The organism is Arthrobacter sp. H-02-3 (assembly GCF_003097355.1).
Taxonomy (GTDB): domain Bacteria; phylum Actinomycetota; class Actinomycetes; order Actinomycetales; family Micrococcaceae; genus Arthrobacter; species Arthrobacter humicola.
This window is the reverse complement of record NZ_PYUI01000006.1, coordinates 184,094-199,440: the sequence shown is the minus strand read 5'-3', so window position 1 is coordinate 199,440 and position 15,347 is coordinate 184,094. Positions and strand designations below refer to the sequence as shown.

Here is a 15,347-nt window from a genome sequence, read left to right as displayed (position 1 = left end):
CTTCCCCTTTCCCCGTTTCAACAAACCATCATTGGAGTTACCTGTGTCTACCCAATTCCAGGGCGTTATTCCCCCGGTCGTCACCCCCCGCCACGCCGACGGCAGCATCGACACCGATTCGCTGAAGAACCTCACGCGGCACCTGATCGACGGCGGCGTGTCCGGCCTCTTTGTCCTGGGCTCCTCCGGCGAAGTCCCCTACCTGAGCAACGCCGAGCGCGAACTCGTCGTCAGCACCATCGCGGCTGAGAATGCTGCTGCTGGCGCAGCGAGCGTGCCGCTGATCGTCGGCGCCAACGAGCAGACGACCAACCGCGTCATCGAGGAGGCCCGGAAGGTGATCGACCTCGGCGCCGACGCGATCGTCGTGACCTCGATGTACTACGCGATCGGCAACGCGGAGGAGACGGAAACCCACTTCCGTACCATCCATGACGCCGTCAGCACGCCGATCTTCGCCTACGACGTCCCGGTCCGCACCCACTTCAAGCTCCCCACGGACCTGCTGGTGCGGCTCGGCCGGGACGGCGTGATCGCCGGCGTCAAGGACTCCTCCGGTGACGACGTCGGCTTCCGCCAACTCCTGCTGGCAGCCCGCGACATCCCCAACTTCGACATCTTCACCGGCCACGAGGTCGTAGTGGACGGCGCCCTCCTCGGCGGAGCCCAGGGCGTCGTCCCGGGCCTGGGCAACGTGGACCCCCGCGGCTACCGGAACCTCATGGATGCCGCGGCCGCCGGCGACTGGGCCAAGGCCACCGCCGAGCAGGACCGCCTCGCCGACCTCTTCGAGATCGTTTACACCCCCAACGGCCGGGTCTCCGGCGGCGCGGCCGGGCTTGGCGCCTTCAAGACCGCCCTCCAGCTCATGGGCATCATCGAGTCCAACACCATGAGCACGCCCATGCCGTCCCTGAACGAGGACGAGACCACCGCCATCAAGGTCATCCTCGAACGCAACGGCCTGGTCTAGGCACCGGCCGCCACGCCCGCACGGACACAGGACTGAGGAGGAACATGGCGCACGCTATCGGGATTGACCTGGGCGGCACCAAGACGGCGGCCGGGGTGGTCTCCGCGGACGGCGAACTGCTGTTCTCGGAGACCACTCCGACGCTCAGCCGCGCCGGCGGCGAGGCCGTCCTGGACGCCACCGCGGCTCTGGTGGCCGGGCTCAGGTTGCGGGCGGCGGCGGATGGATTCTCCATCACCGGAGTGGGGGTCGGCTCGGCAGGCGTGATCGACGCCGGTCGAGGTGTGGTGGTCTCGGCAACGGACGCCATCCACGGCTGGGCCGGGACCCCTCTCACGGAAGGCCTGGCACGGCGGCTGGGGATCCCCCCGGGCGCGGTCCGTGCGGTCAACGACGTCCATGCCCACGCGCTCGGCGAGGCCTGGCAGGGGGCGGCGGCCGGGACGGCGAGCTCGCTGCTGATCGCCTTCGGAACCGGCGTTGGCGCCAGCCTGGTGCTCGGCGGCCGGCCGGTCCTCGGCCACCGGTATGTCGGCGGTCACGTCGGGCACATCGCCTCCCCTTACGCGTATGCCGACGGCGGCGCACTGCCCTGTTCCTGCGGCGGTGAAGGTCACGTGGAGGCCGCGGCCTCCGGTCCGGCCATCCATGCGGCGTTCCTGCGCCTGGGCGGATCCCCCGCCGTCCCGGACACCCGGGCGGTGTTCGCGCTGGCGCACGACGGCGACCCTGCGGCCCGCCACGCTGTCCGCACCGCCGCCGAGGCCGCCGGCCAGGCGGCCGGGGGCCTGGCCAACGTCCTGGACCCCGAAGTCCTGGTGATCTCCGGCGGACTGGCCGACGCCGGCGACCTCTGGTGGAATCCCATGAAAGCCGCCCTGCGCCGGGAACTGCTGGACCCGCTGGTCCGCGTGCCGGTGCTCCGGGCCACGCTGGAAAACTCCGCAGCCATCGTCGGTGCCGCACAGCTAGTCTTCAACTGACCGTTCCCGTCCGCTCACACCGGACCGCCGAGAAACACAGAAACCAGGCACCATGATCCTGACCCCCACGGGCCTCGAATCCCTCCGCTCCCAGCTCATCGTTTCCTGCCAGGCCTACCCCGGGGAGCCGATGCGGGATCCCCGCACCACTGCGCAGATGGCGGCATCGGCCGTCATCGGCGGTGCCGCGGCCGTCCGGGTCCAGGGGCTGGCCGACGTCCAGCACACCCGCGCCGCCGTCGAGGTCCCGGTCATCGGGCTTTGGAAGGACGGCCACGACGGCGTCTTCATCACCCCGACGCTGCGGCATGCCCTCGCCGTGGCCAACGCCGGCGCCCACGTAGTGGCGATCGACGGCACCCGCCGGCACCGCCCGGACGGGCTGAGCCTGGCCGCCACAGTTGCCGGGTTCCGCGCAGACTCCCACGCCCTCGTCATGGCGGACTGCGCCTCCTACGATGACGCCGCAGCCGCCGTCGACGCCGGCGCGGACCTGATCGGCACGACGCTGGCCGGTTACGACGGTCAACGCCCGAAAACCCACGGCCCCGACCTCGAACTGCTGGAGCAGATCGCCGCCGCCGGCCTTGGGAAGCCGCTCATCGCCGAAGGCCGCATCCACACCCCGGACCAGGCCCGCCAGGCGCTCGACGCCGGCGCCTACGCGGTCGTCGTCGGCACCGCCATCACCCACCCGGCCACCATCAGCGGCTGGTTCGCCACCGCACTGCACTCCTGAGGACTGTCCCGATGCCGGAATCCCGCGACCCCGCCTCTGCTCCCGCCTACCTCCTCCGTGGCGCCCTCCTCAGCAACGGTGCCGCTACCGCGGACGCCGTGGTGGCAGTGTCCGGCGGCCGGATCGCCTACGCCGGACCCGGCAGCGGCTTTGACGCCGCGCAATTCCCGGGCGCGGCGGAGCTCCCGCTGCCGCCCGGCGCGTCACTGCTTCCCGGGCTCGTGGACATCCACTGCCACGGGGCGGCAGGCGGCGGATTCCCCACCGGGGACAGCCAGGCCTGCCGGGAGGCCGTGGACTTCCTGCACCGCAGCGGGACCACCAGCCTGCTCGCTAGCCTCGTCACCGCCTCCGGCGAGGAGCTGCTGCGGTCGCTCGGCATCCTCAAGGTCCTGGCGGCCGAGGGACTCATCGCAGGCGTCCATTCCGAGGGCCCGTTCCTCTCCACCGCCCGCTGCGGCGCCCAGAATCCGCTCTGGCTCCGGGACCCCGATCCTGAACTCCTGGGGCACATGCTTCAGGCCGCGGGCGGAACCCTGCGGACCATGACGTACGCCCCCGAACTGCCCGGCGCCAGTGAACTGCTCCGGATGCTCGCGGACCACGGCGTCACCCCCTCGCTGGGCCACACCGACGCCGACGCCCGGCTGGCGGCCGCCTCGCTGACGGAAGCCGCCGACCTCATCGGCAGCGCCGCAGCGGGCGGGCGGTTCGGTCCGCAGGCCCGGCCCACGGTGACGCACCTGTTTAACGGCATGCCGCCGCTGCATCACCGGAGCCCCGGGCCGGCTGGCGCGAGCCTGCGGCTGGCGGCCGCCGGCACCGTCGTGGTCGAACTGATCGGCGACGGCGTCCACCTCGACCCGGAGACGGTCCGGATGGTGTTCGAGGTGGTTGGGGCCGCGAATATCGCGCTGGTGACGGACTCCATGGCGGCCACAGGACTGCCCGACGGCGACTACGAACTGGGACCCTCCGCGGTGGTGGTGCACGACGGCGTAGCCACCCTGAGAAGCAACGGCGCCCTCGCCGGGGGCACGGCGACCCTGCTGGAGGTTGTCCGTACCACCGTCGCGGCAGGGGTGGATCCTGCGGAGGCCGTTCTGGCGGCGACCCTGGTTCCTGCCAGCGTCCTGGGCCTGGAAAACGAGATCGGCGCCCTCCGGACAGGAATGCGCGCCGATATCCTCGCCGTCGACGCGGATTTCGAACTGGTGAGGGTCCTGCGCGGCGGCCGGATTCTGGACGCGTCCGCCTGACCGGGTGCGGATGCCGCCGCGCAGGGTGGCATTCGGTCTTAGGCGACGGCTGCCCCGGCACGCACCTTGACTATTCCGGGCCCGCGGAGGGATCCTGCCGGGACGTCCGTAAGCCGGGCGGCCGCGGCCTCGTCCGCCACCACCGTGACATGCGGGTGCAACTGCAGTACCGAGGCCGGGCACTCGGGCGAAACGGGACCGGCAAGTGCCTCGCGGAGGATGTCGGCCTTGTCCGCCCCGTTGACCACCAGCAGTAGCTGCCGGGCTTCAAGGATGGTTCCCAGGCCCTGAGTGATGCACCGCTCCGGGACGTCGTCAGGGCTGTCAAAATAGCGGGCATTCGCCTGGCGCGTGCGCTCGGTCAGCAGTTCCACCCGGGTCCGGGAATCCAGGGCCGAACCCGGTTCGTTGAAGGCCAGGTGCCCGTTGTGTCCGATCCCCAGGATCTGGACGTCGATTCCGCCGGCCTCGGCGATCGCGCGGTCATAGTCACGCGCAGCGACGTCGGGGTTCTCGGCGCCGCCGTCGGGAACGAAGACGTTGGCGGGGACAAGGTGCAGCCGTTCGGTCACTTCGCGGCGAACCACCTCGGCGTAGCTCTCCGGATGGCCCGCCGGCAGCCCGACGTACTCGTCCAGCGCGAAGCCGCGGATACCGGACATGTCCAGCCCATGGCCGGCAAGGGCCACATACACCGGCAGCGGCGAGCCGCCGGTGGCCACGCCGAGAACGGCGTCGGGACGGCTGCGGATCACGGCGGCCAGGATGCCGGCAGCAACGGCCCCGGTTCCCTCGGCGTCGGGCACTACAAAGATTTCCATCATGAGTGGCGCTTTCTGTGGTTCCTAATGCGTCGCGGCCCGCCTGCACGAGCTGGTCGGCGGTCCGGCTAACGGGCAGCGACGTCCTTGAGTTTTTGGCGGATGCCGTCGAAGTGGCGCTGCAGGCGCTCGGAGGCCAGGGTCTTGTTCTTCTCGGCGACGGCCTCGAAAATTTCCCGGTGCATACGAGCCTGCTCCGGGAGGTTGACCGGGCCGGTTCCCAGGGCCTGGTGGATCTGGCGGTACACCTTCCAGAACACGTCCATGAGATTAATCAGGAGCTCGTTGTTCAGGGGCGCGTAGAGGCCACGGTGGAATTCCGCGTCCAGTTCGGCCAGCGCTTCCCCGGCAGCCGCGGCTGCTTCCATCTGCTCCAGGGTGCCGCGGAGCTGGCCGAGGTGCTCGTCGGTCATGAGGTCGATCGCGGAGCCAATGAGGCCCGATTCGAGCGCCTGCCGCACGTCGATGAGCTCCATCGCTTCCTCGCCCCTGTGGCGCAGCGACAGCCGCCCGCGGAAGGCCAGGCCATCGGTGAGTGCGGTGAAGTTGTTCGGTGCCACGAACATGCCAAAGCCGTGGCGGATCTCGATCACGCCCAGCGCCTGAAGCACCTTCAGCGACTCCCGCACAGTGTTGCGCCCGACGCCCAGAACCGCGGAGAGCTCGCTTTCGGTGGGGAGTGCATCCCCAACGTCCAACCCTTGTTCTAGGATGAGGTCCATAATGCGTGTCTGCAGCGCATGGGACCTGATTTGAGCGCTGAAACGGGCCGGCGACACTACTCGGGATTCGATGCTCACGACACTCTCCTTCTGGCCGCAGCCGGGATCGGCCACTCCTACCTCCAGCTTACAGGAGATGGGACGTCCAATGTCCTTTTGTTGCCGCGAGTGTGGAGAATTTTCGCGAGGCGCCTGCGAAAGAGGCGCCGGGCGGCACGTTGGTGGCGGGTTCCGACCCGAATTCCGGAGCCCGCCACCCTTGCACCCTTTGGGGCTGCCAGACCCAGAGCCCTTGACCCTTAGAGCTTTTGGCCCTTCGGCGTGATCTGGAGCCTGTCGAAGGTGACTTGCCGGCCGAGCGAATCGAGCACCACCACGTCGTCGCGGCCGTTCTTCAGCTCGTCCGGCAGAATGATGTCAACGGTGTTGTCCTTCCCCGGGAACATCCAGCCAAGCCTGTAGAGGCTCTTGTTGAGGTAGACGTAGTACCACTGACCGTGCTCAAGGTTCCGGAGGGTCATTTTCTGTCCGGTCCGGTACTTTGCGTCGGTGCCCAGGTCCGTCGGGGCAGCCAGACCGTCGAGATCCTGGGTTCGGAGGCCCGGCGTGGCCTCGGGCCGCGCGGGCTGTGCGAGCAGGGCGAGTGCCCCCCGCGTGACCTTGAGTTCGACACTCTTTGCCCCGTTCCTGGCAGTTGCGGTGAAGGTCGCGGCGGACAGTTCGCCGGCAGCGACGTCGGCAGCCGTCAGGATGTAGTCCTGGCTCCTGGTGACGGTGGAGCCGGAGGCGAATACCGGTTCGGACATGCCCATCTCCGGCGCCTCCAACGCGGTCAGCCCGACGTTTCCGGCATTGCCGAGGGTATAAGTGAAGGTGACTTTCTCTCCGGGACTGGCGTAGCCGTCGTCGTTCGAATCCTCCCAGGAGGCCGTGGCAGTGCCTTCGAGCAGGGCGTTCCTGGCAATCAGGTCCACCTCGCCGCCGTCGACGTCGAGTACCCGCGGGCTCTGTCCGGCTGCCGTAAGCGTCCACGACGTGCGGGGCACGAAGAAGCCCTGGTCCACTTCGGCCTGGGTCACGGTGTGCCGCGGCGTGGTGCAGCTGTATTTTCCGGCCGGCGCCAGGTTGCGCCACCGGCAGTTGCCGGCGCCTTCAGGGACCAGCGGTGAGAAGTTTCCGGCAGTCGGCGTAACCGTGGTGGTCAGCGGACCGCTGTTTACGACCGCAAACGTGTAGGGCACCTGCTCCCCGGCAGTGTAGGGCTGCAGTGTCAGATCCCTGCCGGCGTCGCTGCGCTGCCCGGTAATGTCGGCCGCGGGCAATCCGTCGCGCAGCGGGACTGCGGAGCCGTTGAACACCACCGTCTGCGTCAGGGTCGGCGTGGCGGATGCTGTCACCGTGAACGTCGCCTGGGGTGTGAAGTAGCCGCGTGAGATGTCCTCGGCCGTCACGGTGTGCCTGGCCGTGGTGCAGCTGTAGCTGGAGCCGGCCGGGAGGTTGTTGTACCGGCAGTTCGGCGCGGTCGGCGGGAGATAGCCTGCCTCGAAACTGCCGGCGGCGGGGACGGCATTCGAGGTCACGGTGCCGGTGTTTTTGACGGTGAACGAATAGGACAGCACGTCGCCGGCGGCGTAGGGCGAGTTGATGACATCGCGGTCCGGGGCCGTGCCGGTGATGCCCAGCCCGATCTGCTGGGCCTGGGGCGCCGTCGCAACGAACGCAGACTGGGCAACCCTACCGTCGGCCGCGGTGAACGCTGCGGTGAGATTCTGCGCACCCGAAGCCCCGACCGGGGCGGTCAGGTTCACGCTGACCGTGGCAAAGGTGCCGGGGGCGACGTCGGGAACCGGCACGGTGGTTGCAGACCAGCCCGCGGGGGTGAGAATCGTGGCGGACGCTCCGGAGAGCACGGCGCTCTCCTGGTTTGTCACCGTGACGGCGACAGCCTTGGTTGCGCCGGGGGTCACGGTCTGTGCGGCGACGCCGAGAGGGGCGCAGACGTAGTTGAGCCACTCATCGTTGAACTTCGCGAAGGGAATGTTGTCGGTGTAGTTGGCCTCGTACAGCACGCCGAACTGTCCGCCCTCCAGGCGGGTGACGGTGGAGTAGGCCGAGAATCCGGAGCGGAGGGTGCGCACGCCGGGCCATGTCGCCCCGTCGTCGCAGGAGACCCTGGCGGAGACGTTTTCCCGCGCTGTCTTGGAATTGGCGTTTGTGAAGATCAGCTTCCTGGCGTCGGCAGATCCCGCCGGGGCATCGGGGAACATTCGGGCGATCGAGCCGTTGTTGGCCGGGTCCGGCAGTTCGGTGTCCTGGGTGACGGGACCGTAAGTGGCGCCGCCGTCGTCGGAGACGGCAACTTTTCGATACCCTCCGTTGGCACTGTCACGGGAGTTGAGCATGACCCGGCCGTCCGAAAGCTCAACCGTCTTGTTCTCGTCCATCGCGGCGCCCACCGGGGTGCCCTTCTGCCACGTGGCGCCGTGGTCGTCGGAGAAGACACTGTAGGCCTGGAATGCCTGCGTGCCATTGGCCTGCTGGACCTGTCCGGAGTACTGCTGGATGAGGCGTCCCTTGTGGATTCCGTATTTCAGTTGGATCCCCTCCCCCGAGGCAGCGAAGTTGGCACGGACGTCGCCCGGCTGGGGGTTCGTCCGGCTCGTCCCGGGCTTGGTCACGTTGGTGATGAGTCGAGGGGAGCTCCAGGTCTGCCCGCCATCGTCCGACTCCACAACCGCCGACGAGATCACCGAGCGGTCGGCGTCGTCATTGCCAAAGACGCTGGCACCGAAACCCTGGTCCTTGGAGTAGACGAAGAACGCGAAGACTTTTCCGGCTTCAGAGTCGTAAACGTACGACGGATCGCTGTAGCCAAACTTCAGGCCTGTCGCGTCACCGACATGACCGGCGGCAATCACTTGAAGCGGGCCCCACGTCTGCCCGCCGTCGGTACTGCGCCGCTGCACGATTGAGTTTGGGTTTGGCGCATCGGCCGAGCTCCCGGGCCGGCCGTCCCATGCCGCCAGAACTACCCCGCCGCCGAGGTACGTCAGCGCAGGGATCCGGTAGAAGAAATTGCTGGGAGTGCGATCTGCGGCGAGATTCGATTCGGAGAACGCGCCAGGACCGTCGGTCGGCGTCGTTGGCGGGATCGGAGCGGCGCTTGCCGGCACACCGGATCCGGCGACCAGGCACAATCCAAGGATGCCGGCGACGGCACATGCCCCTGGCCGGGGAACGCGGGCTTTCGTGCGTGACTTCACATCTAACCTCTCATTGGTACGGAGACTTGTCAGCGCTCAACGAACCGGAACATCAGCGCATCCCACATTCGATATAGAACGTCCTACAACCATAATGTGTAGTGGCTCACATATCCATCGTGTGGGGGAAATCTGGTGATCGGACGTAGGATCACCTTCGGACCGTACGCCTCACATCTGGAGAACTCATGCCCCTCTTCGACATGCCGTTGGATCAGCTGCGCAACTACACCTCATCCGCCGTCGAACCCGAAGACTTCGACGACTTCTGGGACCGGACCATTGCCGAGGCCCGCCAATTCCCGCTGGACGCCGTCTATGCCCCGGCAGAGAACCACCTGAGCGTCATTGACAGTTTTGACGTCTCCTACGCGGGCTTCGGCGGGGCCCGGATCAAGGGCTGGCTGCACCTGCCGGCAAACCGCGACGCCGGGAGGGCGTTGCCTGTGGTGGTGCAGTACGTCGGCTATTCGGGCGGCCGCGGGCTGGTCCAGCAGGACACCAAGTGGGCGCAGGCCGGGTATGCGCACTTCATCATGGACACCAGAGGCCAGGGCTACGGCGGCAGCCTGGGCGAGAGCGCGGATCCGCACCCGTCGGCCGGAGACGTTGCCTACGCCGGGCTGATGACGCGCGGCCTCTCCTCCCGGGAGGACTACTACTACCGCCGCGTCTTCGTCGACGCCTTCCGGGCCATCGAAGCCGTGCAGAACCATCCCGAGGTGGATGCTTCGAAGGTGCTGCTGGCCGGCCTGAGCCAGGGCGGAGGCTTGGCCATCGCGGCCGCCGGATTGGCGGCCGGGCGCCTGGACGGCGTCTTGTGCACCATGGCCGATGTGCCGTTCCTGCAGGACTTTCCGCGCGCCGTCGACATCGCCCCGCGCGGGCCCTACCTGGAAGTCGCCGGCTTCCTGGCCCGCCACCGGGACCGTTACGAGCCCGCGCTTGCGGTCCTGAACTATTTCGACGGCGTGCACCTGGGCCGGCGCGCCACGGCGCCGGCGCTGTTCTCGGTGGCGCTGATGGACGACGTCTGCCCGCCGTCGACCGTCTTTGCAGCGTACAACGCCTATGGCACGGGCGAGGCGGCAGGGCCGGGCGCGCGTATGGGTGAGGCAGCCCCGCGGGCTGTCCCGGCGAAGGCCATTGAGGTGTACCGCTTCAACAACCACGAGGGCGGCCAGGAACACCACTGGGTTAGCCAGCTCCGCTACGTCGCGGAACTTCTGGGCCGCTAAGTGCTTGTCTTGCTAGCAGCTCCCGGGCAAGCCGTCCGGGGGCTGCGCTGGCCGGGTTATTCCCGGGTGATGGGCAGTTTGGTCGCTTTGGACTCGGCCAAGGCGCGCTCCGGTACAGGCGTGCGGACTTCGAGGACTCCGTCTTTGTAGGTGGCTTTGATGTCTTCCTCTTTCACGTCCGCGGGCAGCGGCAGGGTGCGGAGGAAAGAGCCGTACCGGAACTCGGACCGGTAGCTGTCCTTGCCCTTCTCTTCCTTTTCTTCCTTGCGCTCGGCGCGGATCTGGAGGGCTCCGTCAACCACCGAGACGTCGATGTCCTTGTCCGGATCCAGCCCGGGCGCTTCGGCCCGGATAACAAGGGTGTTGCCGTCAAGGAACTCCTCGACGCGGATCGGCATCGGCTGGTTTTCTTCCTGGAAGAATCGGTCCATGAAGTCCATCAGATCCGACGGTGACCTGCGGAACGCGTCAAACGGGCTGGTACGGGATGTGTCCGGCCAGCGGTGGAACGGTGACCACTTATGCAAATCAGACATGGCAGATCCTCCGGAGAGTTGCGGTTGATTGCCCCTATACGGGCCGACACCTCCAGTAGACGCCCGCGGACCGGCGCCGGGCAGGGACTAAAGACCCACCCCAAGAACCCGACGGCACCACCCGGAATCAGCCAGCGGGGCGCGCGACCGCTATCCTGCAAATTCCTGCCCCTGAGCACGGGCCGGCGGCGGCTGCGGAAGCATCGCGCCGTCCGGGTTGTTGTTCTTGTAGTGGGGAAGACACAACCTCCGGAAAGGAGTCCGCCATGATTCGCATCGCTATCGTGCTGGGCAGTACTCGGCCCGGACGCCTCGGAAAGGCCGTCGCCGACTGGGTGACTGCACGGGCGTCAGAACGCGGCGATGCCACCTTTGAGGTCCTCGACGTCGCCGATTTCCGCCTTCCGATCCTGGACGAGCCACTGCCGCCCTCCTTCGGCCGGTACAGCCACCCGCACACGAAGGCCTGGTCCGAGGCGGTCGCCGGATTCGACGGCTACATCTTCGTCACCGGCGAGTACAACCACTCGATCCCCGGGGCACTGAAAAACGCCTTGGACTACTTGTACAAGGAGTGGAACAACAAGGCGGCCGGGTTCGTCAGCTACGGAAGCAGCGGCGGCATCCGCGCCGTCGAACACCTCAGGGGAGTTGCCGGCGAGCTGCAGTTGGCAGACGTCCGGGCCCAGGTGGCACTGCCCTTTGCCACGGAGTTCGAGAACTACCGCACCCTGATCCCTACTGCGGCCGCGGAGAAGACTCTGCAGATCTTGTTCAATCAGGTCATCGCCTGGGCCGGCGCCCTGAAGGTCCTCCGCCCGGACCAGTCCCACGGCGACGAACCCGGAATCGCCGCCTGACCCCGTGCAGGGCCCTTTGCCTAGGCCGGGCTCTCCACCCTCCGCCGCCGACGACGGACGGGCGGAGAGTCCCCGGCGTGTGGCACCGGGGTATTCGGGTTGGGCTGGGGCGCTTCCGGACCCGGGACGGAAACGGGAACGAGGACATGGACCGTGCCGCCGGCCGGTTCCCGCGCAGGGCCGCCCGCGACGCTCCGAAGATAGTCCAGGGCGCCCTCTTCACTGAACCCGTAGTCCCGCACCAGCGTCCTTAAAGCGAGGCCGGCCAGCACCCGGGAAAGCTGTGCCGAGGATAGATCGGCACTCCCGGCGTACCTGAGCATCATCTGCTGGACCAGGAGCAGCGCCCCGGACACCTGGCGGGCCAGCCGCACCGCTGCAGTGATGTCCGCACTGGTGAAAGCATGGGGCCCCGGAGCATAGAGGTTCACCGCGGCACGGAAGCCCTCCGCGGGTACCAGCGGAACGGATACGAGCGACCGGACTCCCTCGGCAGCTGCGGTGCTGGCATAGCCGGGCCAGCGGCGCTCCAAAGAGGTGTCCCCCATGATCACAAATTCCCCGCTGCGAACCGCCGCGCGCGCCGGCCCGTCGTCGAAGGAGCGCTGCGCTTCGTCCGCCGCCCGCGACAGTGCACTGCCCGCGATTAGCGTGATGGTTTCCCCGGACCGGAGGAGTGTGATCGCCCAGCTGATCCCACGGCCGGGACCGCCGATGTCGCGGACGAGCCCCGTGACGACTTCGCCGAGGAATGCACCGATATCCGGGTCGTTGAAATGCACGTCCCAGAACGCGGCATGCGGATCCCGCCTGCCGTCTGCTGCAGTTCCTTGGGTCATGTTCCACGCTCGAGATCGAAGCACGCAGCTCACTGCTGAACCGATGAAAACAGCATACGTCCGCGCGGGCACCGCGGCGCCACCCAATCTGTCAGCGCCCAAGATCCCCTTCAACGGCCGCGCCGCGGCGGCCCAGGGCAGCACTTGCGTGCCGCCCTGGACCGCCTGCCCCGGCTTCAACACCAGTCGCGGACGACCCCTTCCGCCGTGGCACCACCATTCTTACCCGCGGCCGACCGGTCCCAAAAGAGCCATTGTGCCCTGCCGGGGCTTTGGTTGGGCGACACCCCATTTCACCCCCGGCGGATGAGGTCCATGCCCGCGTCGGGGCACACGATGAAATATGGCCTCCGATGCGCGGAGGCGACACCCAGCGGGGAGAGGATCTTCCAATGTCGAAACCCCACCCAATTCTCTTCGGATCCATCGCACTCGGGACCGCCGTCGCACTGCTCACCGGATGCAGCCCCGCCAGCACACCCGCGGGCACTTCCAGCGCGCCCGCGTCCGCCTCAAGCCCGCCGCCGAGCACGTCACAGGTCTGCGCTGCGGCCGATGCCCACGCCGCGGCGCTGACAAACTTCAAGGACACGCTGACACCTGATGCCACGATCGAGCAGGTCCGTTCGGCCCAGGAACAAGTCACGAAGACCTACGACGATCTCGTCAAGGCGACCGGTGACCTCGCCCAACAACGGGCGGACGCCGTCAAGGCGGCCGAAGCCAAGTTCAACGACGCCGTCAAAGCGGTGCCTGACGACGCAACTTTGACCCAGGCGACTAATTCCCTCCGCGACGATGCCGCGAACGTCCAAGCCGCCATCACTGACCTCCGGGCTGAGGTCAAGTGCTAATGCGCTGACGGCGCGGGGCAGACGGCATTGGCCTGGCGGTCAAGCGGGCGAAAGGTCCACGGGGATACAGGAACGGCAGGCTGCGTTGCGACTGCAGCCTGCCGTTCAAACGGAGTTGATTACTTTGTCGGGGCCACGGATCAGCCGATGCGCGTGCGGGAGCGCAGGACGGGCGCGAAGAACGCGGCGAGCTCCGCCGTCGCCGTCAGCGGCAGGACGTTGGCCACGTACTGGTCCGGGCGCACCACCACGATGACGCCGCCGCGGTCGACGCCGCGCAGCTCGAAGATGTCCGACGCCGGATCGGTGCCGTAGACCTTCTCAAGGTACGGGAGCTTGAACGGCCCGACCTCCGGCTTGAACACCGCCGGCACCGCGCCAATGTCGATGCCCGTGCGGTCCTGCTGGTAGATGACCTTGACGTCGAACCAGGCGTCGGCGTCGGCGCCCTCCGGCGTGGCGGCTAGCGGCGAGTCCGGCGCGCTGGCAAGCCACGCGGCCAGGTCCGTCGTCGGCGACGGTGCTCCCGACTGTTGTCCTGGCGCTGCCCCGTCGGCGAAGACGTAGATGCGCCACCGGCCGTCCGCCGTGGCCTGGTGGCCGAGCTGGACCGGATTAGTGTCGCAGACGCGCACAACCGGGGCGGACTTGAAACGCTTGCCCACAGGAAAGCCGGTGGCCAGGTTCTGGTGCGCCGCCTCGGCGACGATCATCGACGGCGAGTACTCGGTCATGAAGCCGGCGGGGAACTCGGCGGTGCGCACGTAGAAGTCCTCGAGCTCAGAGGGGCTCTCGAACTCTTCGGGCTTCTTGGCCATGAGCGTCGACCACACCTTGTCGAAGTCAATGAGGTCCTTCGCGACAACCTGGCGCTCGGCTGAGTAGGTGGAGAGCAGGCTGACCGGGCTGCGGCCCTCGAGCACGTGGCCGAGCTTCCATCCGATGTTGAAGCCGTCCTGCATGGAGACGTTCATGCCCTGGCCGGCCTTGGCGCTGTGCGTGTGGCAGGCGTCGCCGGTGATGAACACGCGCGGCGTGCGGGTGCCGAGCTCCTCCGGGAGGACGTCGTCGAACCGGTCGGTGAGGCGGTGGCCGACCTCGTACACACTGTGCCAGGCCACGTTGCGCACGTCGAGCGTGTACGGGTGGATGATCGCGTTGGCCTTGGCAATGATCTGCTCGATGGTGGTCTTGCGGACGGCCCCGTTGTCATCCTCGGCGACCTCGCCGAGGTCGACGTACATGCGGAAGAGGTGGCCGCCCTCGCGCGGGATGAGCAGGATGCTGCCACCGTCATGGGACTGGATGGCGCATTTGAGGCGGATGTCGGGGAAGTCCGTGGAGGCGAGCACGTCCATGACGCCCCACGCGTGGTTGGCCTGGTCGCCGGCGAGCGTGCAGCCGATCGAGTCCCGCACCTTGCTCCGCGCGCCGTCGGCTCCGACAACATACTTCGCCCGGACGGTACGCGTCCGGCCCTCGTCGGGTCCGGCGGTGTGGACGAGGGTCACGGTGATGGGGTACTCCCCTTCACCGGCGACCTCAAGGCCGACGAACTCGTAGCCGTAGTCCGGCGTCATGCGGGTGGGCGAATTCGCCATGAACTCGCCGAAGTAATCCAGGACGCGGGCCTGATTCACGATGAGATGCGGAAACTCGCTGATTCCGCTCGGGTCATCGAGGGTGCGGGCGCTGCGGACAATGTTCGCGGGGTTCCGGGGGTCCGGCTTCCAGAAGGCCATCTCGGTGATGCGGTAGGCCTCGGCGATGATCCGCTCCGCGAAGCCGAAGGCCTGGAAGGTCTCGACGCTCCGGGCCTGGATGCCGTCGGCCTGGCCGATGGCGAGCCTTCCGCCGCGGCGCTCCACGATCCGGGTCGTGACGCCGGGGAACTGGGACAGCTGGGCGGCTGCGACGATGCCCGCGGGCCCGGTGCCGACGATGAGCACGTCGACCTCGTCTGGAAGTTGCGTGGGCCGGTCGATGCCGACGCCGGCGGCCGGCTGGACTCGCGGGTCACCGGATACGTAACCGTGGTGGTGGAAATGCACGGGCTTTCCTCACTTCGTTGTGTGGCGGTCAATTGCTGCTTATTGTGTTCGATATCAGAACTTCGTGTTCGATAATCGAAATGGACCTTTGATCCAAAACTGTACGGCAGATATGACATGGGTTACAAGTGTCCTGAAAAATCCCGGAAAACAGGGGGTTGACGTACCCCCAGCTGTCGAGTGATAGTTATCGTATACGATTTCGTACT

13 protein-coding genes are annotated in these 15,347 nt (G+C 67.6%); 7 read left to right on the top strand and 6 right to left on the bottom strand.

Annotated features, from left to right (window positions below; translation table 11 throughout):
- Window positions 1–43: 43 nt before the first annotated feature.
- The 4 genes from C9424_RS08560 to C9424_RS08545 are packed head-to-tail and all read left to right on the top strand — an operon-like array spanning window position 44 to window position 3,954.
- On the top strand, window positions 44–973 hold the full coding sequence (locus tag C9424_RS08560) for a dihydrodipicolinate synthase family protein (protein WP_116766449.1): 930 nt from the start codon (window positions 44–46) through the stop codon (window positions 971–973).
- Between the two features lie 44 nt (window positions 974–1,017).
- Window positions 1,018–1,956 (top strand): ROK family protein, encoded by a 939-nt coding sequence (locus C9424_RS08555; protein WP_116766448.1) that lies wholly within the window; start codon window positions 1,018–1,020, stop codon window positions 1,954–1,956.
- Between the two features lie 52 nt (window positions 1,957–2,008).
- Window positions 2,009–2,695 (top strand): N-acetylmannosamine-6-phosphate 2-epimerase, encoded by a 687-nt coding sequence (locus C9424_RS08550; RefSeq protein ID WP_116766447.1) that lies wholly within the window; start codon window positions 2,009–2,011, stop codon window positions 2,693–2,695.
- A gap of 11 nt (window positions 2,696–2,706) precedes the next feature.
- Window positions 2,707–3,954, top strand: a complete 1,248-nt coding sequence (locus C9424_RS08545) for an N-acetylglucosamine-6-phosphate deacetylase (RefSeq protein WP_116766446.1) — start codon at window positions 2,707–2,709, stop codon at window positions 3,952–3,954.
- 38 nt (window positions 3,955–3,992) lie between these two features.
- On the opposite strand, the gene C9424_RS08540 is transcribed toward C9424_RS08545, so the two are convergent.
- The 3 genes from C9424_RS08540 to C9424_RS08530 form a co-directional block, all read right to left on the bottom strand.
- A complete protein-coding gene (locus C9424_RS08540; RefSeq protein ID WP_116766481.1) occupies window positions 3,993–4,775 on the bottom strand; it encodes a glucosamine-6-phosphate deaminase in 783 nt (260 codons plus the stop codon).
- A 68-nt stretch (window positions 4,776–4,843) separates the two neighbouring features.
- On the bottom strand, window positions 4,844–5,497 hold the full coding sequence (locus C9424_RS08535; protein WP_237563362.1) for a FadR/GntR family transcriptional regulator: 654 nt from the start codon (window positions 5,495–5,497) through the stop codon (window positions 4,844–4,846).
- 299 nt (window positions 5,498–5,796) lie between these two features.
- Entirely contained in the window at window positions 5,797–8,760 is a 2,964-nt protein-coding gene (locus C9424_RS08530) for an exo-alpha-sialidase (protein WP_116766445.1), read from the bottom strand.
- 188 nt (window positions 8,761–8,948) lie between these two features.
- Between C9424_RS08530 and C9424_RS08525 the strand changes: the two genes are divergently transcribed.
- Window positions 8,949–9,998, top strand: coding sequence for an acetylxylan esterase (locus C9424_RS08525; protein ID WP_116766444.1), 1,050 nt, complete (start codon window positions 8,949–8,951; stop codon window positions 9,996–9,998).
- A 56-nt stretch (window positions 9,999–10,054) separates the two neighbouring features.
- On the opposite strand, the gene C9424_RS08520 is transcribed toward C9424_RS08525, so the two are convergent.
- Entirely contained in the window at window positions 10,055–10,534 is a 480-nt protein-coding gene (locus C9424_RS08520) for an Hsp20/alpha crystallin family protein (protein WP_116766443.1), read from the bottom strand.
- Between the two features lie 266 nt (window positions 10,535–10,800).
- On the opposite strand from C9424_RS08520, the gene C9424_RS08515 reads away from it, so the two are divergent.
- Complete coding sequence (locus tag C9424_RS08515; protein WP_116766442.1) at window positions 10,801–11,394, top strand: NADPH-dependent FMN reductase; 594 nt, start codon at window positions 10,801–10,803, stop codon at window positions 11,392–11,394.
- Window positions 11,395–11,414: 20 nt separating this feature from the next.
- Here the strand turns inward: C9424_RS08515 and C9424_RS08510 are convergent, their stop codons facing one another.
- Window positions 11,415–12,233, bottom strand: a complete 819-nt coding sequence (locus C9424_RS08510; protein WP_116766441.1) for a GAF domain-containing protein — start codon at window positions 12,231–12,233, stop codon at window positions 11,415–11,417.
- A 392-nt stretch (window positions 12,234–12,625) separates the two neighbouring features.
- Here C9424_RS08510 and C9424_RS08505 point away from each other — a divergent pair, with 392 nt between their 5' ends.
- Complete coding sequence (locus C9424_RS08505; protein WP_116766440.1) at window positions 12,626–13,087, top strand: hypothetical protein; 462 nt, start codon at window positions 12,626–12,628, stop codon at window positions 13,085–13,087.
- 140 nt (window positions 13,088–13,227) lie between these two features.
- Here C9424_RS08505 and C9424_RS08500 read toward each other — a convergent pair whose 3' ends face one another.
- Entirely contained in the window at window positions 13,228–15,138 is a 1,911-nt protein-coding gene (locus tag C9424_RS08500) for an FAD-binding monooxygenase (protein ID WP_116766439.1), read from the bottom strand.
- Window positions 15,139–15,347: the final 209 nt, after the last annotated feature.